Genomic DNA, 20,048 nt, shown 5'->3' with positions numbered 1-20,048 from the left:
CGGCATCACGCCCTTGGGTAGCGTGTGCAATCCTGCCTGGGTTTAGGACCACTCGTGCAATGCTCAGGCGGCCGGATATTGGGGTGAGGCGGCCACTCAAGCATTCGAATACTAGCACAAAAAGTGCGCGATTAGCTACAGAAAATTGCGTAACGCAACTTCACCTCCCTCTCTTGCCCCGAAACAGGTGTCGGGCTATCGCTCCGGCAACACACTGAGGGAGACCGTCGATGCCGCAACTCGCCTTTATCCGCCACGGCCAGAGCGAGTGGAATCTGCAGAACAGATTCACCGGCTGGGTCGATGTCGACCTGACCGAGAATGGCGTTGCCCAGGCCAAGAAGGCCGGCGCGCTATTGAAGGCGGAAGGTTTCGCGCCGCAGCTGGCCTTCGTGTCGGTTCTGAAACGCGCCATCAAGACGCTCAACCTGACGCTGGAAGATCTCGACCGCCTGTGGATCCCGGTGGAGAAATCCTGGCGTCTCAATGAGCGCCATTACGGCGCCCTGGCAGGCCTGAACAAGGACGAAACCCGCGCCAAACACGGTGAGGATCAGGTCCTGATCTGGCGCCGCTCCTTCGACACCCCGCCGCCGCCGCTGGCCGAAGACCACGAATTCCACCCGCTCAATGACCCGCGCTATGCGGGCATCGACCCGTCCCTGCTGCCGGCGACGGAGTCGCTGAAAACAACGCTCGCCCGCGTTGAGCCCTATTGGAACGAGACCATCCGGCCACAGCTCGAAGCCGGCCAGGACATCGCTGTTGCCGCCCACGGCAACAGCCTGCGCGCCCTGGTCAAACTGCTCTTCAACGTCAGCGATGACGACATCATGGGCATTGAGATCCCGACCGGAAACCCGCTCCTGATCGATCTTGATGATACCAGCCTGGCACCGGTTGCCGCGCGCTATCTTGATGCGGAGCGGGCCCAGACCCTGCCGCCGCTGCCGGGCGCGTGAGCCGGACGCAAGACCTCCGCCTGATGTCGCTGGCCCTGGCCCAGGCCTGGGCCCAGCTCGGCCGGACCACGCCCAATCCCTCTGTCGGCTGCGTCCTGGCACAGGGCGACCGGATCATCGCCACCGGTGCCACCGCAGACCGGGGCCGTCCGCATGCTGAACGCGTGGCGCTGGACAAGGCCGGCGCACAAGCGCGCGGTGCGACCGCCTACGTCACCCTGGAGCCCTGCGCCCATCACGGACAGACACCGCCCTGCGCGGAAGCCCTGGTCGAGGCGGGCGTCGCCCGTGTCGTCATTGCCTGCCATGATCACGATCCGCGGGTCTCGGGCAAAGGCGTCGGGATCCTGCAGAGCGCCGGCATTGAAACCGTCGACGGTTTTCTCGCTGATCTCGGAGAACCGCTCTACTCCGCCTTCTTTCACCGCCTGAAGACCGGACGGGCCTCGCTATTCCTCGACCGGCGCACCTTGACCTATGAAGCGACAGCGACCAGCCGCAGCCTAAAAGCGCTCGATCAGGAACTCACCGCACTCGGCGAAAAAGGCATCAGCCGGGTCCGGCTCGATCCGTCCGATCCCCTCGCCCAGACAGCGCTGGCAGCCGGACGGGTTCACACGCATCGTTAACACTCAATGGCTAGGCTCTGGTCGATTGACATGATGCATCCAGGACGTCGCCGATGACCGGCCGCAAAATCGAATATACGAAGCTCGACCAGATGACGGTCGACGCGATGTGCGAACGGCACGAACGGCTCTGGTCGGGCCGTGCCGGCGGCGCGCGCGCCAGCTTCGCCTATACGATCCTGGAAAATCTCGATTTATCCGGCCGTGACTTGTCCGATGCCGACTTCTCCGGCGCGGTGCTGCGGGGCGCGAATTTCACCGGAACGACCCTGAATTCCAGCGTGCTCTTTGCTGCTGATCTGCGCCAGGCGAACCTGGAAGGCAGCTCGCTGCGGCGCGCCGATCTGCGTGGCGCCATCATGCGCGGAGCCAATCTGACGGGCGCCGATCTCACCGAGGCCGATATGCGCGAAGGTGCGATCGCCGAGATCGACAAGGAAAAAGGCCTCGCCATCCTCAAGCACCGCACCCAGGAAAACGATGCGGGCATGGCGAATTTCACCGGCGCCAACCTGTCGCGTTCGAAAATGGCCGGCATCACCGCTCAGACTGCCGACTTCACCGATGCCATGCTGCTCGGGGCGCGCATGATCCGCGCCAATCTGCGCGGCTCGACCTTCCAGGGCGCCAATCTTGAAGGCGCCGACATGTCTGGCGCCGATCTTACCGATGCCGACTTCCAGGACAGCGTCATGATCGGGGTCAAGACCACCATGGCCAAGACCCAGGGCATGAAGACCGAAGGCGCCCTGACCAGCGCGCCGGTCGGCATTGACCCGAATGATCTCGACGAGCCGATTGCCCAGCAGATCGCCGAACATGTGCGCTGGTGTGAGACCGATGGGCGCGAGGGCAAGCCGTCCCTGTTCGACAAGACCGATCTGCGCGGCCTGCATTCGCTGGCCGGCAAGACGCTGACCGCCTTCCACGCGCGCGGCGCAACGCTTTACGGGCTCGATCTGGAAGGCGCGCAATTGCAGGGTGCTCGCCTGGAGCGGGCCGATCTGCGCATGGTCTGCCTGCGCGGAGCCGATCTGCGCGGCGCCGACCTGACCGGGGCCAATCTCAACAATGCCGATCTGCGCGATGCGCGCTTCGGCCCGTTGCTGCTGGAAAATGACCGTCTTCTGCCGGCCTCGCTGGCGGGAACCAAGGCGCGCTATGTCGATCTGCGCGGCGCTGATCTACGCCAGGCCAAGGCCACCGGCGCCGATTTCTCCTATTCCCGCCTCGACGGCGCGGACGTCTCCCGCGCCCGCTTCTCCGGCTCCTGCTTCACCGGTGCTACGGTGAGCGAGGACTTTGCTGAACAGGTGGAAGACCTCGACGGCGCGGTTGATCTCAACGCGGCCTGACCCAGCCCATTGCCAAAAACACAACGGCAGACCGCGGGTGCGGCCTGCCGTGTCGTGTTTGCTTCGTCGGAGGAAGAAAAGGCGCTTAAGCGGCCTCGGTCTTCTTGCCTTCGATCAGGGTCGAGCTCTGGCCTTCACCATTCTTGATGGCGATGGAGCGCGGCTTGGCTTCTTCGGGGATTTCCCGGAGCAGCTGGACCGAGAGCATGCCGTTCTTCAGCTCGGCACCGGAGACCTTCACATGGTCAGCCAGGTGGAAGCGGCGCTCGAAGGCGCGCTCGGCAATCCCGCGATGCAGGAAGCGGCGCGTATCGCTGTCTTCGTCGCGCGTGATGCGGCCGGTAATGGTGAGCTGATTGTTCTGGACCTGCACATCGAGATCGGCCTCACCGAAACCGGCGACAGCCAGTTCGATCAGGTATTCGTCTTCGCCAATGTGCTGAATATTGTAGGGCGGGTAGCCTTGGGATTCCGCCTTGGTGGCCGAGTCCATCAGGTTCGCGAGGCGGTCAAAGCCAACAATCGAACGATAAAGCGGATTCAAATCAGTCGTACGCATAAGTCCCTCATCCTCATTAGAGCGATAGGTTTTGATGTCGACCTGCCGTGCCTTTGGCCCCGGCTGGTCAGGGCCCCGTTGCGGCGACCCATGACTAGCAGATGGGAAAGCGGTTTCAGCGGCGCAAGGGGGTGCTCACAAATTCCTCAATTGCCAGCCCATCAAGCGCGCTCTAGTTAGTGATCAAACATCTCTAGGGAGTATCCGCACATGTATCGTAATTCGCTGCCCCTGATCGGCCTGGCGGCCCTGACCCTCAGCGCCTGCAGCAATGGCGCCGAGACCGAAACGGCGGCCACTGAAGCCGCTGCCACGGACACCGCCGCTGCACCGGCTGCGACTGCAACCGAGACTGCAGCTCCGGCGACGACGGGTGTGGCCAGCCTTGATGCGGCCATTGCCGGCGAATGGCGGGGCGACCGCTCGGAGCGCGATGGCTTCCGCAACCCGGCTGAAACAATCACCTTCTTTGAAATCGACCCGTCTTCCACCGTGCTCGAAATCTGGCCCGGCGGCGGCTGGTATGCCGATATTCTCGCACCGTGGATCGCCGGTAATGGCGGCACCTATGTCGCGGCGCACTTCCCGGCTGATGCGGCCAGCGAAGGCCGTCGCGGCTCGCGTGAGCGTTTCGAGCAGCGCTATGCCGACACCGCCCTTTACGGTGACATCGTCATGGCGGGCTTTGACGACACCACCGAGGCGCTGGCCGAGCCCGGTAGCATCGACACCATCCTGACCTTCCGCAACGTGCATAACTGGATGATGGGCAATTATGCCGAGAAGGCCTTCGCCGACTTCTACGCGGCGCTGCGCGAAGGCGGTACGCTGGGTGTTGTCGAACACCGCCTGCCCTCGACCCGCGAGCAGTCCTCCAATGGCGGCTCCGGTTATGTGCAGCAGGCCTATGTCATCCGCCTCGCCGAGGAAGCCGGCTTCGAACTGGTCGGCAGCTCGGAAGTCAATGCCAACCCGGCCGATACCGCCGACCACCCGTTTGGTGTGTGGACGCTGCCGCCGGTGCGCCGCTCTGCCGGACGCGGTGAAGAACCGGCCGAAGACTTCGACCGCGCCTTCTATGACGCGATCGGCGAAAGCGATCGTATGACGCTGCTCTTCCGCAAGCCGGAAGGTGCATCTGAATAATGCGTCTTGCCGGTGTTTTGATCGGCTTCGCCCTGCTCCTGGTCCCGGCTGCGGCCGCGGTCCAGGAGGAGGAGCGCATTGCCGGCCCCCTGTCGATGTTCTTCCCGCGCTGGGCTGATTATCTCTCGCTGGAAGACGACCGGCGTAGCCATTTCACCCTCGGCTACCAGATCCGGTCAGACCGCGGCGTGGCGCCGGCAGATATCCGCATGCATTACGAATTCGGGGGTGAGACCCGCGAGTTTATCTTCGACGCGGAGGGCTATGTACTGGGCCGCCCGGCCGCCGACGTCTTCGAGGCTGACCCGGAGGTCTGGATCAACCAGCCCGAAGGCGGGATGGGCCTGTCGATGCGCTTCATGGTGCAGATGGACCCGGCCACACGCTATTCCACCGATGAGCTGCGCCTGGCCGCCGGCCAGGCCAATGACGCCATGCGGTCCATTGGCGGTGTCGCCGCCATGTTCGCACCACAGATGCGGACCGTCGTCTTTGTCTTTGATGGCCCGGCGCCGGACGCCTGGGGCATTGAAGCCGATGGAGAGCGCCGCGCGCTCACCGTGCAGGAGAACCGCGTCACCTACCGCCCGCGCGAACGCCGCAACCGGCGCATTGAAAGCCTGCAATTCGGCCGCGAACCGGTCCGCATCCTGCTCGACAGCTAGACCGCCGCGCTCTCAAGCAGGGCCAGCGCCTGGGCGTGGAGGTCTGCATTGGCAGCCGCGATAACCTGGCCGCCGCCAGCCGCTGAACCCCCGCGCCAATCGGTCACCACGCCACCGGCCCCGGTCACCACCGGGATCAGGGCGTTGACGTCATAGGCTTGCAGCCCGCTTTCCACCACCAGGTCGACCCCGCCGGCTGCGATCATGGCATAGGCGTAGGCGTCATAGCCGAAGCGGACGAGCTGGCATGCATCCGACACGGCGGAAAAGGCCCGGTATTCCTCCCCTTTGAACAGGAAGGGATCCGTCGTCGCCAGGGTCGCCTCGGCCAGGCTGGCTGTATCGCGCGTCTTCAAAGCCGAACGCGCACCGGCATGGTCGAGCCAGCTTTCACCGGGCAGGCCAATAAAGCGCTCACCTGTATGCGGCTGATCAATCACCCCGAGCTGCGGCACCCCCTCCACGGCCAGGGCGATCAACACGGTCCAGCACGGCAATCCGGAAATGAAGGCCCGGGTACCATCGATCGGATCGAGCACCCATTCGCGGCCATTTCGACTTGGCGTGCGGCCGAATTCCTCGCCGAAAATCCCGTCATCGGCCGCTTGCGCCTCGAGAATGGCCCGCATCGCCTGTTCCGACGCCTTGTCAGCCGCGGTGACCGGATCAAACCCGGCCTCTAGCTTGTTATCGACCGACAGGCCGGAACGGAAATGGGGACGGATCGCGGCGCCGGCGGCATCGGCAAGGGCGGTGGCAATCTCAAGATCACGGGAGAAATCAGTCTGCGTCATGGCGAAGCGCCTAGCATGGAGATTGTCTCCAAGCTAGGCGCATCCAGGTCCCCCGACCAAAACCATGTCAGTCCCCGTTGACGGGACCGATCATTATGCCCTTTCAGGCGGCGTCGTTCGCCGCTTCATCCGGCTCAAGCGATTTGGCAAGCTCGAGAAGGCGTTTGCGCGGACGCTCACCAAGCCGGTAATAGGCCCGGATCAGGTCCACGGTTTCCTTCTGAGACAACACGTCCGCGGCCAGATAGGTGTCTTCATTGGCGGCTTCGTCGCGTCGCGACAGGCCTTCATAGAAATACTGCACCGGCACATCGAGTGCCTCGGCCAGCTCGAACAGGCGGCTGGCGCTGACGCGGTTGGCGCCACATTCATACTTCTGGATTTGCTGGAAGCGGATACCCACGGATTCAGCCAACTGCTGCTGGGTCAGGCCCAACAGACGACGCCGGCGGCGCAAACGCTTTCCTACATGCAGATCAATATCATTCGTCATAACTACTCGCGGCCTCGTCTTCGCGTAACAACCTGCGCCGCACTGGGACGCACGCCTGAGAGGGGAGCAAAGCGCGTGCCGGGCGAAGACAGCTACCAGTCTTCGCCTGAACTGGGCATGATTATGACGTGAATTGGCCGGACCAGCGGAATTCGCTTAGATAGCTGACAAAATTGCCAATTTCACTTTTAAGTGAGGCAAAATTCTCCGCTAGGGCGACCCGGTGCTCGTCCAGATAGAGCCGCCGGGATATCTCGATCTGGATCGCGTGGACGCCCGTTTCGGGCCGCCCATAGTGTTCGGTTGTGAAACCGCCTGCATAAGGAGTGTTCCGAACTGTAACAAATCCCTGCCGGCGCAGGCGCTGTTCGACCAGATCGGCGAAACCGGGGTGACAGGACGAACCGAAGCGGTCACCGATCACCATGTCCACGCCGCGCGCCGACTGGTCGGGCATGGAGTGAACATCGATCAGGAAGGCGCAGCCGAACCGCTGCCGAACCTGTTCAATCTGGGCCTTGAGGACCGCATGGAAGGGCCGGTAATAGCGCTCCAGGCGCGCCTCGGCCTCAGCGACCTTGAAACGGCGCCGGTAAAGCGGCCGTCCATCCGCGGCAATGCGCGGGATGACGCCAAGCCCGGAGGCGGTCCGCCGCGACCCGCTATCGGTGGAGGCCGGCAGACGGTCGGAATACATGCCAGGGTCAAGCTCGCGCGGACTGCGATTGACGTCGACAAAGACGCGCGGGAAAAGCGCGCAGACCGTCGTAATGCCGTGCTTGTGGGCGCCTTCAATCAGCTTGTCGACATAGGCATCCTCGGACCGGCGCAACTGGTCGACACTCAACAGCGTGGATCGGCGCAGCTCGCCCTCATAGGCCCGGCCGGAATGCGGCGACGCCATGATCACCGGAATCTGCTGCTCCCGGTCAGCCGCTGCAACAGCAACGATGCCCTCAATACTCCCCGCCGGATCCCCGGCCAGCCCGCCAAACGCACCGCCGTCACCCTCTGCAGGGTTTGCCGATGCGTCGTCTTTGGGTGATGATATGGGAGCAAGGATCATGGTGTGACTGTGCGGAGCTGCTATCGTGCGGTCAAGCGTTGCAGCGCGTTCAGCGGGTTTTTACTTTAGGCCGCTATATGTGCCGTCATCTTTTTAGATTCGTAAGGGTGGGAAACCGAAATGGCTAAAATCCTTCTGGCGGAAGACGATGATTCCATGCGCGACTTCCTCGCCAAGGCGCTCAAGCGCGCCGGGCATGATGTGAAGGTGTGTTCCGATGGCGAGGAAGGGCTCGACGCGATCGGCGAGGATCCGGCCCAGTTTGATCTGCTGCTGACCGATATCGTCATGCCGGGCGTGGACGGGATCGAGCTGGCGCGCCGCGCCACCGAAGTCGATCCGGCGCTGAAGATCATGTTCATCACCGGCTTTGCCGCCGTTGCCCTCAATCCGGGCTCCGGCGCACCGACCAATGCCAAGGTTCTCTCCAAGCCCTTCCACCTGCGCGAACTCGTCGACGAGGTCGCCCGCGTGATGGCGGCTTAGGCCCCAGGCCCGGACGATTTGCACCGACAGCGCCCGCCTTTCCGGCGGGCGTTTTCGTGTCGACAGCTGCGAACTGCATTCTCCCTGTGGCCCGGCGCAGCAAGCCCTTGCACTCCAGCCAGCAGAACGCTAAACACCCGTCTCCGCATCGGATGGGCGATTAGCTCAGCGGGAGAGCACTTCGTTGACATCGAAGGGGTCACTGGTTCAATCCCAGTATCGCCCACCATCCATTTTTCCTGACAGATCACGATCGACGCGCTTTCCGCCCCGGGAAAAGTCTGTGCGGCTGCACCTTTGCGCCCGCCCCCGCTTCCACATTCACGCCGAATACCCTATCTCCCCTTTCAACTAGGGAGTGAGCCATGGAAGCGCGTCTTAAGTCTGCCTTGGAAAGCGTGATCGAGCGTCAGTCGGGGCGGGATATTGTGGATGCGGGGCGGGTTGAATCGGCCGGGGTGATGGGCGATGCGGTCACCATCGTGCTGTCCCCGCCGGTCGCCGGCGATCCTGATCTTGACCGTTTGCAGCCGGAGATCGAGGCCGCGCTGAGCAAGATTGACGGCATCAACAAGGTCCGCGTGGTGATGACGGCGCATCGCGAGCAATCCGCTCAGCGCCAGCGCCCAGCCCCGAAACAGCCGCAACAGCCCCAGCGCGCGCCGGCCGATCGCCCGGCCCGGCGCATTCTCGCGGTCGCCTCGGGCAAGGGTGGTGTCGGCAAGTCCACTGTGGCGGCCAATATCGCCGCGGCCCTGGCCAAGGACGGGCTCAAGGTCGGCCTGCTCGACGCCGATATTTACGGCCCCTCCGCCCCGCGCCTGTTCGGCCTCAATGACGTGCCCGGCCTGCGCAAGACCGAGGCCGGCGTGCAGCCGATCGAGGCCCATGGCGTCAAGATCATTTCCATGGGCTTTGTCGTGAAGCCCGGCGCGCCGGTGGTCTGGCGCGGCCCGATGGTCCAGGGCGCCATTCGCCAGTTCATGACTGAAACCGATTGGGGCGGGCTCGACGTCTTGATCCTCGACATGCCTCCCGGCACGGGCGATGCCCAGCTGGCGATTGCCCAGGACCTACCGGTTGATGGCGCGGTGATCGTCTCCACCCCGCAGGACCTGGCGCTGGATGACGCCCGCAAGGCGATGGGCCTGTTCGAGCAGACGCATGTGCCGGTGCTGGGCATTGTCGAGAACATGTCGATCTTCATCTGCCCGCATTGCGGCGAAGGCAGCCATATCTTCGGCACTGGCGGGGCCAAGGCGGAGGCGGAACGCATCGGGGCACAATTCCTCGGCGAGATTCCGCTGCATCCGGACCTGCGGGCCCGTTCCGATGCCGGCGAGCCGGTGGCGCTCGATGATGGTCCGATCGCGAGCGCCTTCCTGAAAACCGCCCAGGCGGCCCTGGCCGCGGCGGAGGAAGCCTCCAAACCGCTTCCTGAAATCGTCTTCGACTAGGCCGGAGCAGTGCGATGATCGGCAAGGCCATCCTTCGCGACGGATATGTCTATGTCGAGCATGAACATGTCAGCGGCGTGGATGACGTTCTGCAACGGATCGAGGATGCCGCCGTCCTGTTCGGGACCGGCGCGCCGCACCGGCTCTTGGTCGATGCCCGCTATTTCCATCGCACCTGGCGGCCCGAGCAAGGCACGATCATCGTCGATGCGGTAAAGCACCGCTTCCCGGCCGATACGCGCATTGCCATGCTGCTGCCTGCAGAACTCCCGGCCCAATCGCGTTCCGTTATGGGCGGCCTGCGGGCGGCGGGCTGGGCGGTCGGCCATTTCACCCATGAGCGCGAGGCTCTCGCCTGGCTGATGCGCACCGACTAGGACAACGGCATCAGCGCGCTGGCCGCGATGCCGCCGGGAGCCTCAACGCCGAAGACCGCGCGGATATTGGCTTCGCTCAGCGCCTCGTCCGGGCCTGCGTCGGCGTGGATGTCTCCTTTGGCCATCAGCACGACGCGGCTGGCATAGCGCGCCGCCAGATCAAGCGCATGCATCGCCATGATGACCAGCCGTCCGGCCTGCGCTTCCGCCTCGGCGATCTCCATCACCGCAAGCTGATGCTTCAGATCGAGTGCGGCGGTCGGTTCGTCCAGCAACAATACCGGCGCCTGGGTGGCCAGCATGCGCGCCAGATGCACCCGCGCGCGCTCACCCGATGACAGGGTATCGATGCGCCGTGTGGCAAATTCGCTGACCCCCGCTCGCTCCATCGCCGAAGCGATGGCGGCCTCGTCCTCAGCACTCAAGCGGCGCAGCGGTTTGCGGAAAGGAATACGCCCCAGCGCCACCAGGCTTTGCACATCCAGCGGCCAGGCCTCTCGGCTTTCCGCTGGCAGATAGGCGATTTGCCGGGCCCGCTCACGCGGCGGCAAGCCGGCAAGACTGACCCCGTCCAGCGTCACCTGCCCCGCGCCCGGCTCGATCAGGCCCGCGGCCAGGCGCAAAAGCGAGCTTTTCCCGGCCCCGTTCGGTCCGGTCAGGGCGATCAATTCACCCGCCTCGGCCTGTAGCGAAATCGAGCCCAATATCAGCGCGCCGCCCAGCTCGAGGCCGGCCGTGTCAAAGCTCAGACGGGTCATGGCGCCACCGTCTGATTGGCCCGCACCAGCCACAGGAAGAAGGGAGCTCCGATCAGCGCCGTGAGTACGCCGAGATAAAGCGGCATGCCCGGGCCAGACAGAAGCCGGGTCGCGGTATCGGCGAGGCTCAGCAAGGCGCCCCCCGCCAGAGCCGAGGGCAGGACCAGGGCGCCGGCCCGGTATTGCACGAAGGGCCGCAAAAAGTGCGGCACGACAAGCCCGACAAAGCCAATCGCTCCAGCCACGGCGACGCCGCCACCGACCGCCAGCGCCGTCCCCGCCACCACGCCGAGGCGCAGGCGGGCGAGATCAACCCCGAGGCTGCGCGCGGTTTCCTCGCCCAGGCTGAGCGCGTCGAGCCCGCCGCGGGTCAAGAGCAGCAGCGAGAAGCCCGCACCGATGAGCGGCAGGGCGAAACCGGCTTCACTCCAGCTGGCATCATTGAGCGACCCCATCAGCCAGTAGGCGATCTCCGCCAGGGCCCAGGGGTTCGGCGCCAGATTCATGATCAGGGCTGTCAGAGCCGTCGCCGTCGCCGCAACAGCGACGCCCGCCAGGATCAGCGTCGTCGCCGCTGCCCGCGGTCCGGCCAGAACAAGCAGAAGACCGACACCGAGTGCGGCCATGGTGATGGCCGCGACCGGGACGGCGAAGAGGGATAATCCGGCGAGCCCGAAATAAAGCGCCAGCACCGCACCGAGACCGGCACTGGCCGACACGCCCACCACCCCGGGGTCAGCCAGCGGGTTGCGGAAAAACCCCTGCAAAACGGCCCCGCTGGCCCCCAGACCGGCACCGATAGCCAACCCGAGCAGCGCCCGGGGAAGACGCAATTCGCGCAGAATTTGCGCCTCAAGCCCACCCTTTCCCGACAGAGCCGCGACCAATTCCGCCGGTCCCAGCCCGCCCGTTCCAGCAAAAAGGGCCAGGCCAAAAGCGCTCACCAGCAGGACCAGGAGCAAGATATATCCGCGCAGGCTCATCGCCCCTCCTCCCAGGCATCAATGGCGTCGGCAATCGCCTCGGCGGCATCGATCAGACCTGGCCCGGCACAGGGCCAGTACCCGGCTGGAATATCGACGCGAACCGGGCTGTCGAGCAAGCGGTGATAGGCGGAATGATAGCGCGCCCGGGACAATCGCCCGGCATAACCATCGGCGAAAAAACTGGTCAGCAGGATGTCCGCCTCCAGGCCCAGGGCGAATTCCGGATCGGACCGGGTCCAGCCGCTGGCTCCGGCTTCAGCGGTCACATTGACACCGCCGGCTGCCACTATCGCCGCGTCGACATACGTGCCCAGCCCGGCCGAACCGCCCGAAGCGCTGACATACGCCAGGCGCGGACGCCCGGAGCGGGCCCGGCTCCTGACCTGCAAGGCCTGCAGGCGGCGATCCAGATCGGCGATTGCCGCGTCGGCCTCAGCATCGCGCCCGAGCTGCTCGCCAAGACGGCTCAGATTGGCCCGTACGCTGGCAAAATCCTCGCCCCAGCTCAGTCCGGCAACACCGTAACCGGCCCGCTCCAGCATGGTTCGGGCGCGCTGCCCCTCACCGGGTGAGAAGACGGCCATGTCCGGATCGAGGCGGAGCAGGGCTTCCGCCGACGCAGACGCCACCGGCAGGGCACGGGCCCAGTCCGGCGCGGCCGAGACCGGGTGGTCGACCTGCCAGGACAAAGCCTGAATATCCGCACGCGGCACCAGTGCCAGCACATAGGCATCGGCGCACAACCCGGTCGATACGACACCGCCCTCAGGCGGTGCCGCATCGTCAGCCCAGGCTTCAGCCGCGATGAAGGCGCAGGCCGAAATACACAGCCCGGCCCGGCGTATGAAAGCCGAATACATCCCTGTAATCCTCATCGAGAAGGTTCTCGCCACGGGCATAGAACTCTACCCCGTCGCGGGGCTGCCAGTTCAACTGCCCGCTCACGAGCGTGTAGGCGTCCAGCGTCACCGTTTGGAAACTGCCGAAATCGGTATCGGTCTGCTCACCGGTATAGTCGGCGCTGATTGATGCGGAGAGCGGCCCCTCCGGTTGCCAGCTTACGGTCAGCGAGGCCAGCTGCTCGGGCCGGCGGATCTCCGCCGTGCCGCCCTCTTCGCTTTGCAGCCAGCTCGCCGAACCAAAGAGGTAAACCGCCGGGGTTACGGTGAAGCGACCACTCAGCTCAATACCCTCCCGCGTCGAGCGACCGGCGGCATTCCCGGCCGTCAACGGGAAAACGGAAAAATCGGTGAAGATCTCGTCCTCCAGTTCGCTGGAGAAATAGGTCAGCTCGGCACTGCCCCGGTCGTCCAGCAAGCGCTGCTCCCAGCCGATTTCCCAACCCTTCGAGCGCTCGGGCACGAGGTCCGGATTGCCGACGAAGAAGTCGGGGAAAAAGCCGAAGAGTTCGAACACTCCGGGGTTTTTCACCCCCTCACCCATGCTGGCACGCAAGCGCCCGCCCACCGGCTCAAAACTCCAGGCCGCCCCGGCGCGCCAGGTAGTGGAGTCGTCAAACCGGTCATTACTCTCCCGCCGGGCCGAAACAGTCAGATCGAGCGGACCGCGGGCCAGGCCATAATCGAAAGCCAGCGCACGGGTCTCGATGGTCCGGGTCTGGTTAGCGCCATTGCCGGGGCCTGCATCATTCTTGGTCTTGTCGCGCTCATTCTCCACCAGTCCGGTCAGACGGTGCGATACCGCTCCGCTTTGCCAGCGGCTCGAGACCTGGTAGCGCACCTGCCGTCTCTGACCGAGATTTCGGCCAGTGCGCGCCCCATCGGCGAAGCTGCGGTTGCGGTCATCGGTGAGACGGGCCGCAAGCTCATGCGACAGGGTCAATCCGCTGAGTCCAGTCTCGCCGCTCACGGTCAATGCGGAGAAGAACTGCTCGCCGCGGCGCTCGCGGTCGGTATCGTCAAGCACGCCATTAAAATCGGTATCGGCATCGGAGGCGCTGGTGTAATCGATCCAACGCCCGGATCCTTCAACCCGCCAGCTTCCGCCAAGTGCGCTATGCGCATTGAACGCAAGCTGGGTGTTGTCATAGCCGTCGCGTTCACCGTCCTGTCCGGAGATATCGATACCTTCGCTACGGAAATCGCCAAGGCTGACACCGAAGCCGCGGGCCTCATCCCCGCGCGCCAGACGGCCGGCAATGCGACGGGTTTCGAAACTGCCCGCTTCCATGCGCAGGCTGGCAAGGGTCCCGTCCTGTGGCCGGGCGGTCTGCATGGCAATGACGCCGCCAATCGCGTCCGCCCCCCAGAGCGCCGATTGTTCGCCCCGGGCCACTTCGATCCGGGCCAGATCGTCAAACAAGAAGTTGGAGAAGTCCGCTTCTCCGGTGAACGGGCTGGCGGCTTCCACGCCATCGATCAGCACCAGGACATGATTGGCTTCGGCACCGCGCGCGCGGATCTGGGTCAAGGACCCGGCCGGTCCGGAGCGCGAGACCGCCAGTCCGGGCACAGCGCGAAGGATGTCGGCAGCGAACAGCGGCCCGCGTGCCTCCAGCTCGGCCTCGCCGAGCACGGACACGCTCACAGTGGCATCCTGCGCCGCCAGCGGCAGACGCGCCGCGGTGACCAATATGGTTTCATCCTGGGCATGCGCCAGAACCGGGAAGGCGAGCAGACAGGCGCTACTCGCGATGAGTTTTCGTTTGAATTCAGACACGTTACGTCTCCATAGCAGTAACGGCCGGGACCCGTATGGGCACCGGCAAACAAGCAAGGAGTCGTCTCAGACGGTAAACCGCGCCGGCTTCGTGAACTCCCGCACGAACGGACGGACGACGGTAATGGCAGGTCTTCCGGCTTACGGGTCACAGCAAGCGGTGCGCCTTCCCAGCCTGGACAAGGTCCTGACCAGTGGCTTCTTGCACCGCCGCTCACCGATTACGGCTGCGGGGACAGCGCCGGACTGGGTTGGCCCCGGACATAAATCCGGGGATCGCCGCACCGGCTTCCCGATTAATCCCTTGCGGGAACCATTACGCGGCGGACGCTAGTGCCAATGCCTAGGCAAATCAAGCGATTGCGCAGCCGAATATCCAGGTGCTAGCGTTTGCTGGAGGGACAGGGAGACATATTTCAATGTTCAAGTCTGTTATTGCCGCACTGGTCATGGGCTGGACCGTCGGCGCGGCACTGCCCGCAACCGCTGCCGCGCAGACCGAAATGCGCGACCGCCAGGTCGAGGCCTGTGAAACCGGAACCCGCGGCTTTGACTGCTACCTGGCGGCGGACGTGTTCGGCGACATGATGGTGGTCGAAGAGCGCAATCGTCTGCTCAACCTCGCCTGTCAGCGCGATTATACTTATTGCGCCACCGCCGGGCTGGCCCAAATGGAGGAGCAGCCATACTCCTATGCCGAGCCCAATGTGAATTACGAAACCGCTCTGGAGGCCCTTGAGCGCGGTTGCCGCGCCCATTTCAGCCACAATGATCAGGGCCCCGCAGCCTGCCTGCGAGCCGGTGAGATCAATACGGAAGGACTGACCGGAGGTTCACCGTATAGCTATATCCGTCAGGACCGGGCTGAGGCCCAGCGCCTGTTCCGCCACGGCTGCGAGCGCCATAATGACGATGATAATTGCGTCGCCCTGGCGACGCTGCTGGTGGATCATTATTCGGACAAGCAGAGCCAGGGCGAGGCCCTGGAGCTATTCCGGATCTCCTGCCGCCGCGGCAATGACGCATCCTGCGACCGCGTCGCGCGCTTTATCGACTACTGATGTCGGCCAGCTGGGTTTCCAGGTCGCGAATGCGCTGGTGCAGCTTGCGCTGCTTGATCTGTTCCGGTGAGGACAGCTGAGCCTCGAGCGCCTGCAATTCGCGGCGGGTTTTGTGCCAACGGCGCCACAGGCCGAAAATGCGCGGCCCGTCGACCAGGTAACGCTTCCACATCCGGCGCGGCTCCTGGATCAGGCGATGCAGCCACTCCAGGCGCGATTTCTGCATCCAGACCGGAGCGCGCTCGGCCTTGCCGCCGAGAAAGTCCAGCGACGCGCCGACGCAAAGTCCCAATCCGGTGCAATCGCCACGGTCGAGACAGGCTTCGGCTACCAGTTCCTGCTGCGGGGAACCGACACAGAAAAACACGAACCGGGACGGATTGTCGGCGACGAACTTCGCCGCTTCGGCGATCGCCTCGGGCTTGTTGCGCAGTCCCATCGGCGGTTCATGCCAGCGCAGATCGGTGAGGCCGTAACGCGCCCGCACCGCTTCGATCACATCGGCATCACCGCCGATAACCGTGACCGTCTCATGCGGATCAATGTGGTGATCAAAGAGCTCGGCCGTCAGATCGGAGCCCGGTGAGATCTGGATCGTCTCGCCGGAGACTTTGCCCAGCAGCTCCAATACCCGGCTGTCGCACACAGTAAGCCAGGCCTGGGCATAGAGCCGGGCCAGCACAGTATCGCGCTCAAGGCGGACAAGATGATCGACATTGGGGGTCACGACGAAGGCAAACCCGGCGCCAGCCGGGCGCTCCGTGATACGGCGCACAGCGGTGTCAAAGCCGATCTTGTCGAATGCAGAATTGAGGAACCAGACGTGGCGCGACCCGCTGCGGCGGTCGCTCTTCGCGTCAAAATTCAACATTTCGGCCATAGAGCCCGTCCCATTTCGCGTCAGAAGCGTGTTTTCTTTGCGAGACGGTGCAAGCTGCGGGCCGGATTTTCTGACCGGGAGTGCATCCAATTGGGCGCTTTGCGGCATCTGACAGGCACAGGGGCGGAGAAGCGAGGTCAGAACATGCTGGTCAAACCATTGATCATTGCCGGTATTTTGAGCGTTATCGCCGCGGTTCCGGCAACCGTACCGGCGCTGTTCGGCGTACCGGTCACCTTGTCGATGGGGCCGTTGGCGGCAGAATTCGAGCCCGGAGAGCCGGCCGATATCGACCTGGTTGCCGATTGCGCCATGCGTGGATGTCCCATTCTCGCCCTGTCCATCGGCGAGGACTTCCGTATCCGCCTCTAACCGCCCCTGCGCTGGCGCCGCAACTCAAAGCGATCCGGAGCCAGAGCGTCCGCCCCCGCCCTCTCCAGCGGCGACGGCTCACCGCAGATCTGCGACAGGATATGTTCGGCCAGCAATGGCGCATGGGCGAAACCGCGCGAGCCCAGACCGGACAAGACCCAGTCGGTCGCCTCGCTTGACCAGCGTCCAGCCACCGGCAACCGGTCCGGGGTTGACGCCCGCACACCCGACCATCCGGAAACGCTGTCTGTTGCAAGCCCCGCAGCCAGTTCGGGTAGCACGTCAAGTGCGTCTTGCCGGAAGGCCTGCTCCGCCTCCTTAGCACTACCGGGCTGATCCCCCTTGATATGGGTCGCGCCGAGCAGAAGCTGACCATCCGGTGTCGGGCAGGCATAGTGCCCCCAGGTGATGGGCTGAACCGGCGGCTCAGCGTCAAACACCGCAACCTGTCCGGCACTGGGCGAGATGTCCGCGTGTGCCGCTTGATAGCCTCTGGCATCGATAACGCAGAACTCTCCCTGCGGACGTATCGGCAAAACCGGCACGTCGGCGATCAGGGCGCGGACCAGGGTGGCGGGCACGAACCAGCCGGCCTCGTCCATGCAAAGCCGGTCGCCATCGATATGGATATCGGTATCCATCAGGTCGGCGATCGCACCATAACGGGCCTCGTCTTTCTCATGGTTCAGCTTGCGCACGGCACCGGTGGGGTAGAAACCCGGCAGGTCCTGATACAGGCGCCGGGCATAGGCGAACGCCCCGAGAGTGGCGCGAACATGAGGCCGATCCGCTTTTTCCAGACGCGGGGTCAGCATGCCTGCCGGCGCCGATGAGGCCCCGCCGGCAATCCCGGCAGGGTCAATGATCATCACCTCACGGCCACGCCGACCCGCGGCGTAGGCCAGACTGGCTCCGGCTATACCCGCACCAAGGATTGCGATCGGACGCAGATCAGCGGCGGCTTCACGCTCGCTCGTGCCTTGGTAGACCGCCTCCAGGCGTTCACGCTTGCGTCCGAAACCGGGCTGTTTGGAGACGGCGAACCCGGCCGCCTGCAGGCCCCGGCGGACCGCTCCGGCGACGGTGAAAGTCCCGATGCGCGCGCCCGGCCCGGACAGCCGGCCGACATGATCCAGCACGTCTTGCGACCACATGGCCTCATTGCGAGCGGGCGCAAAGCCATCAAGGAACCAGGCGTCCATGATGGCATCCATTTGCGCCAGGGCGGCTTCGGCTTCGTCATGGAAAACGGTGATGGTGAACCGGTCCTGCGCAAAAACCATGCGATGCGGACCTTTCAGCCTGGGCGGCCATTGCGCCAGAAGCTGGTCGCTCAGCGCCTTCAGACCCGGCCAGGCGGCAAAGGCACGCCCCGCCTCATCTCGGCTCAGCGGGTGTTTTTCGACACTGACGAAATGGAGCCATCCCCCCGCCGGCCGGTGCTCGCGCCACATCTGCCACAAGGCCAGCGCATTCAGTCCGGTACCAAAGCCCAGCTCGCCAACCGTGTAGAGCGACCGTCCGGCCCAGGCCGCTGGCAGATCGCAGCCGGCGAGAAACACCGCCCGCGTTTCTTCCAGCCCGTCCTCGGCAGAGAAATAGACATCACCATAATCGCTCGCCCGCGGCCCGGAGGGCTGCGACCAATCCAGCTCCGGCGGATCGCAGATCAGCCGGCCGCCGCTCATCACAGGGACTGGGTGAATTTTGCGAAGGCCATCAAGCCTTCCGGCCAGGGCCCATGACCGCTGGCCTCAGTGAAATGCCCGGCCTCGCCCGCATCGCCAAAACGGATCGCCCAGTCACGCGCCCAATGCTCAGCTTTCTCCAGCGAGCAGGTTTCGTCATTCGAACTGGCCAGCATCAGCCCCGGAAAGCCCAACGGCTTGCGCGGCACCGGCGCAAAGCCATGGCCGGGGAATTTTTCTTCCAGCTCGTCTCGCTCCCAGTCAGAGGCGCCGACCAGGAAGGCGCCGGCGATCTTGTCCTTGTTCAGCTCGGGCGCAGCATGCACCACGGTGAGCACGCCGACAGAGTGAGCCACAAGAATGGCCGGCTTTTCCGCCGCCTCGACGGCCTCGATCAGCCTTGCCGTCCAGGCCTCACGCTCGGGCTTGTCCCAATTGTCCTGCTCGACACGGCGCGCGGTGGACATTTTGGCCGCCCAGCGGCTTTGCCAGTGGAAGGCGGAGGAATTACCCAGGCCGGGGATGATGAGGATTTCGCTGTCTTTGATCTTCATAAGCGCCGTTCTAACGCCTCAGCGCGCCCTGACCAGCCCCGCATATGAAAAGCGCGGCACCTGGAAGGTACCGCGCCTTACGTCGCAAGCCGGTGCTTCAGGCCGGCTGGCGGAGGGATAGGGTTAGCCGACCTCGTTCGGGATCTGATCGAGTGCGGTCTCCAGCTCGGCAAAGCTCGGCTGCATCTTGGTCGGAACGCCGCCGCGGCCGATCTCGACCGAGATCTGGGCGGCATTGCCATGCAGATGCGCGACCAGCACATCCTGGATGATCTTGTAGAAGTGGTGCTCCTCGTCATAGACGGCAGTCAGGTAGGACGCGAACGGACCCACGAAACCGTAGGCGAGGAAGACGCCGAGAAAGGTACCGACCAGCGCGCCGCCGATATAACCACCCAGAACCGCGGGCGGGCTCTCGATCGCGCTCATCGTCTTGATCACGCCCAGAACCGCCGCGACGATACCCAGAGCCGGCAGGCCATCGGCCAGCGTCTGCATGGCATGGGCCGGCGCCGCGGCCTCGTGATGGTGTTTTTCCAGCTGCTTTTCCATCGCGTCCTCGACCTGGTGCGGATCTTCCAGGTTCATGGTCATCATGCGCAGCGTGTCGCAGATGAAATCGACCGCGAAATGGTCTTTCAGGATACGGGGATAGCGCGAGAAAATCGCACTGTCGGACGGGTTCTCGATATGGCTTTCCAGCGCGATGACACCCTTTGTCTTCATTGTTTTTGTTAGCAAAAACAAGAGTGACAAGAGGTCTGTATAGTCCTGCGCCTTCCACTTCGGCCCGGCAAAAATCTTGCCGAGGTCGCCGAGGGTCTTGCTCACCACTTTAGGCTTGTTGCCGATCAGGAAGGCGCCAACCGCGGCGCCGCCGATCATCATCATCTCAAAGGGAAGCGCCTTGAGGATCACGTCGAAATAGCCGCCTGCGAGTGCAAACCCGCCGAAGACCATGACGAACACGACCACAATGCCGATAATCTGGAACATCTACCCGTCCACCTGTGCTTTCGGACCTCATTTATTCGTCCGATTAAGGCGCACTATGACCGGTTAAGCTTAATGTCCCGTTGAA

Annotated in this window: 22 protein-coding genes, 1 tRNA gene and 1 riboswitch; of the genes, 11 read left to right on the top strand and 12 right to left on the bottom strand. The window is 64.1% G+C overall.

The features are described 5' to 3' along the window. The first annotated feature begins 230 nt into the window (after positions 1-230). From gpmA to Q1V57_RS04760, 3 genes are read left to right on the top strand one after another with little or no spacing between them, the layout of a single operon-like run. A complete protein-coding gene (gpmA, locus tag Q1V57_RS04770) occupies positions 231-962 on the top strand; it encodes a 2,3-diphosphoglycerate-dependent phosphoglycerate mutase (RefSeq protein WP_300528093.1) in 732 nt (243 codons plus the stop codon). Then, positions 959-1,591, top strand: a complete 633-nt coding sequence (gene ribD / locus Q1V57_RS04765; protein WP_300528092.1) for a bifunctional diaminohydroxyphosphoribosylaminopyrimidine deaminase/5-amino-6-(5-phosphoribosylamino)uracil reductase RibD — start codon at positions 959-961, stop codon at positions 1,589-1,591. Before gpmA ends, ribD begins: the two co-directional genes overlap by 4 nt. 53 nt (positions 1,592-1,644) lie before the next feature. Continuing rightward, positions 1,645-2,946, top strand: a complete 1,302-nt coding sequence (locus Q1V57_RS04760; protein ID WP_300528091.1) for a pentapeptide repeat-containing protein — start codon at positions 1,645-1,647, stop codon at positions 2,944-2,946. An 85-nt stretch (positions 2,947-3,031) separates the two neighbouring features. On the opposite strand, the gene Q1V57_RS04755 is transcribed toward Q1V57_RS04760, so the two are convergent. Further along, positions 3,032-3,505 carry an Hsp20 family protein gene (locus tag Q1V57_RS04755; RefSeq protein ID WP_300528088.1) on the bottom strand — a complete coding sequence of 158 codons (474 nt, stop codon included), beginning with the start codon at positions 3,503-3,505 and terminating at the stop codon, positions 3,032-3,034. Between the two features lie 210 nt (positions 3,506-3,715). Between Q1V57_RS04755 and Q1V57_RS04750 the strand changes: the two genes are divergently transcribed. Both Q1V57_RS04750 and Q1V57_RS04745 read left to right on the top strand, forming a co-directional pair. Then, the gene (locus tag Q1V57_RS04750) at positions 3,716-4,651 is read left to right on the top strand and encodes a methyltransferase (protein ID WP_300528086.1); all 936 of its coding nucleotides are present in this window, start codon (positions 3,716-3,718) and stop codon (positions 4,649-4,651) included. Continuing rightward, positions 4,651-5,316, top strand: coding sequence for a hypothetical protein (locus Q1V57_RS04745; RefSeq protein WP_300528084.1), 666 nt, complete (start codon positions 4,651-4,653; stop codon positions 5,314-5,316). Before Q1V57_RS04750 ends, Q1V57_RS04745 begins: the two co-directional genes overlap by 1 nt. Here Q1V57_RS04745 and hisN read toward each other — a convergent pair. From hisN to Q1V57_RS04730, 3 genes are all read right to left on the bottom strand, one after another. Next, positions 5,313-6,110 (bottom strand): histidinol-phosphatase, encoded by a 798-nt coding sequence (hisN, locus tag Q1V57_RS04740; protein ID WP_300528081.1) that lies wholly within the window; start codon positions 6,108-6,110, stop codon positions 5,313-5,315. The two genes, Q1V57_RS04745 and hisN, sit on opposite strands and share 4 nt — an antisense overlap. A gap of 103 nt (positions 6,111-6,213) precedes the next feature. Next, complete coding sequence (locus tag Q1V57_RS04735) at positions 6,214-6,603, bottom strand: helix-turn-helix transcriptional regulator (protein ID WP_300528078.1); 390 nt, start codon at positions 6,601-6,603, stop codon at positions 6,214-6,216. A 121-nt stretch (positions 6,604-6,724) separates the two neighbouring features. After that, entirely contained in the window at positions 6,725-7,669 is a 945-nt protein-coding gene (locus Q1V57_RS04730; protein WP_300528076.1) for an N-formylglutamate amidohydrolase, read from the bottom strand. A 120-nt stretch (positions 7,670-7,789) separates the two neighbouring features. On the opposite strand from Q1V57_RS04730, the gene cpdR reads away from it, so the two are divergent. The 4 genes from cpdR (at position 7,790) to Q1V57_RS04710 (ending at position 9,989) form a co-directional block, all read left to right on the top strand. Continuing rightward, positions 7,790-8,155, top strand: coding sequence for a cell cycle two-component system response regulator CpdR (gene cpdR, locus Q1V57_RS04725; protein WP_300528075.1), 366 nt, complete (start codon positions 7,790-7,792; stop codon positions 8,153-8,155). 154 nt (positions 8,156-8,309) lie between these two features. After that, positions 8,310-8,384, top strand: a tRNA-Val gene (locus Q1V57_RS04720). Positions 8,385-8,520: 136 nt separating this feature from the next. Further along, positions 8,521-9,612, top strand: coding sequence for an Mrp/NBP35 family ATP-binding protein (locus Q1V57_RS04715; RefSeq protein WP_300528074.1), 1,092 nt, complete (start codon positions 8,521-8,523; stop codon positions 9,610-9,612). A 14-nt stretch (positions 9,613-9,626) separates the two neighbouring features. After that, positions 9,627-9,989: a hypothetical protein gene (locus Q1V57_RS04710; RefSeq protein ID WP_300528072.1), complete on the top strand. Its 363-nt coding sequence runs from the start codon at positions 9,627-9,629 to the stop codon at positions 9,987-9,989. Here the strand turns inward: Q1V57_RS04710 and Q1V57_RS04705 are convergent. From Q1V57_RS04705 to Q1V57_RS04690, 4 genes are read right to left on the bottom strand one after another with little or no spacing between them, the layout of a single operon-like run. Next, a complete protein-coding gene (locus Q1V57_RS04705; RefSeq protein ID WP_300528070.1) occupies positions 9,986-10,747 on the bottom strand; it encodes an ABC transporter ATP-binding protein in 762 nt (253 codons plus the stop codon). The genes Q1V57_RS04710 and Q1V57_RS04705 overlap by 4 nt on opposite strands. Further along, entirely contained in the window at positions 10,744-11,730 is a 987-nt protein-coding gene (locus Q1V57_RS04700) for an iron ABC transporter permease (protein ID WP_300528067.1), read from the bottom strand. The genes Q1V57_RS04705 and Q1V57_RS04700 overlap by 4 nt, the downstream gene beginning before the upstream one ends. After that, positions 11,727-12,593 (bottom strand): ABC transporter substrate-binding protein, encoded by an 867-nt coding sequence (locus Q1V57_RS04695; protein ID WP_300528065.1) that lies wholly within the window; start codon positions 12,591-12,593, stop codon positions 11,727-11,729. The genes Q1V57_RS04700 and Q1V57_RS04695 overlap by 4 nt, the downstream gene beginning before the upstream one ends. Continuing rightward, positions 12,529-14,412 carry a TonB-dependent receptor gene (locus tag Q1V57_RS04690; RefSeq protein ID WP_300528064.1) on the bottom strand — a complete coding sequence of 628 codons (1,884 nt, stop codon included), beginning with the start codon at positions 14,410-14,412 and terminating at the stop codon, positions 12,529-12,531. Before Q1V57_RS04690 ends, Q1V57_RS04695 begins: the two co-directional genes overlap by 65 nt. Before the next feature lie 108 nt (positions 14,413-14,520). Continuing rightward, positions 14,521-14,745: riboswitch (cobalamin riboswitch) on the bottom strand. Positions 14,746-14,831: 86 nt separating this feature from the next. Between Q1V57_RS04690 and Q1V57_RS04685 the strand changes: the two genes are divergently transcribed. Continuing rightward, positions 14,832-15,473, top strand: coding sequence for a hypothetical protein (locus Q1V57_RS04685; RefSeq protein ID WP_300528062.1), 642 nt, complete (start codon positions 14,832-14,834; stop codon positions 15,471-15,473). Here the strand turns inward: Q1V57_RS04685 and Q1V57_RS04680 are convergent. After that, positions 15,460-16,353, bottom strand: coding sequence for a WecB/TagA/CpsF family glycosyltransferase (locus Q1V57_RS04680; protein ID WP_300528060.1), 894 nt, complete (start codon positions 16,351-16,353; stop codon positions 15,460-15,462). The two genes, Q1V57_RS04685 and Q1V57_RS04680, sit on opposite strands and share 14 nt — an antisense overlap. Positions 16,354-16,497: 144 nt before the next feature. Here Q1V57_RS04680 and Q1V57_RS04675 point away from each other — a divergent pair, with 144 nt between their 5' ends. Beyond that, positions 16,498-16,725, top strand: a complete 228-nt coding sequence (locus Q1V57_RS04675) for a hypothetical protein (RefSeq protein ID WP_300528058.1) — start codon at positions 16,498-16,500, stop codon at positions 16,723-16,725. Here Q1V57_RS04675 and mnmD read toward each other — a convergent pair. The 3 genes from mnmD to motA all read right to left on the bottom strand — a co-directional run bounded on the left by mnmD (position 16,722) and on the right by motA (position 19,963). After that, positions 16,722-18,413, bottom strand: coding sequence for a tRNA (5-methylaminomethyl-2-thiouridine)(34)-methyltransferase MnmD (mnmD, locus tag Q1V57_RS04670; RefSeq protein ID WP_300528056.1), 1,692 nt, complete (start codon positions 18,411-18,413; stop codon positions 16,722-16,724). The genes Q1V57_RS04675 and mnmD overlap by 4 nt on opposite strands. Beyond that, positions 18,413-18,967 carry an alpha/beta hydrolase gene (locus Q1V57_RS04665; protein ID WP_300528054.1) on the bottom strand — a complete coding sequence of 185 codons (555 nt, stop codon included), beginning with the start codon at positions 18,965-18,967 and terminating at the stop codon, positions 18,413-18,415. Before Q1V57_RS04665 ends, mnmD begins: the two co-directional genes overlap by 1 nt. 123 nt (positions 18,968-19,090) lie before the next feature. Further along, positions 19,091-19,963: a flagellar motor stator protein MotA gene (gene motA, locus Q1V57_RS04660; RefSeq protein ID WP_300528052.1), complete on the bottom strand. Its 873-nt coding sequence runs from the start codon at positions 19,961-19,963 to the stop codon at positions 19,091-19,093. Between the last annotated feature and the right edge of the window lie 85 nt (positions 19,964-20,048).

The organism is Maricaulis sp., assembly GCF_030149425.1.
GTDB lineage: Bacteria > Pseudomonadota > Alphaproteobacteria > Caulobacterales > Maricaulaceae > Maricaulis.
Note: the sequence above shows the minus strand (reverse complement) of the source record. Positions and strands in the feature narration are given on the sequence as shown.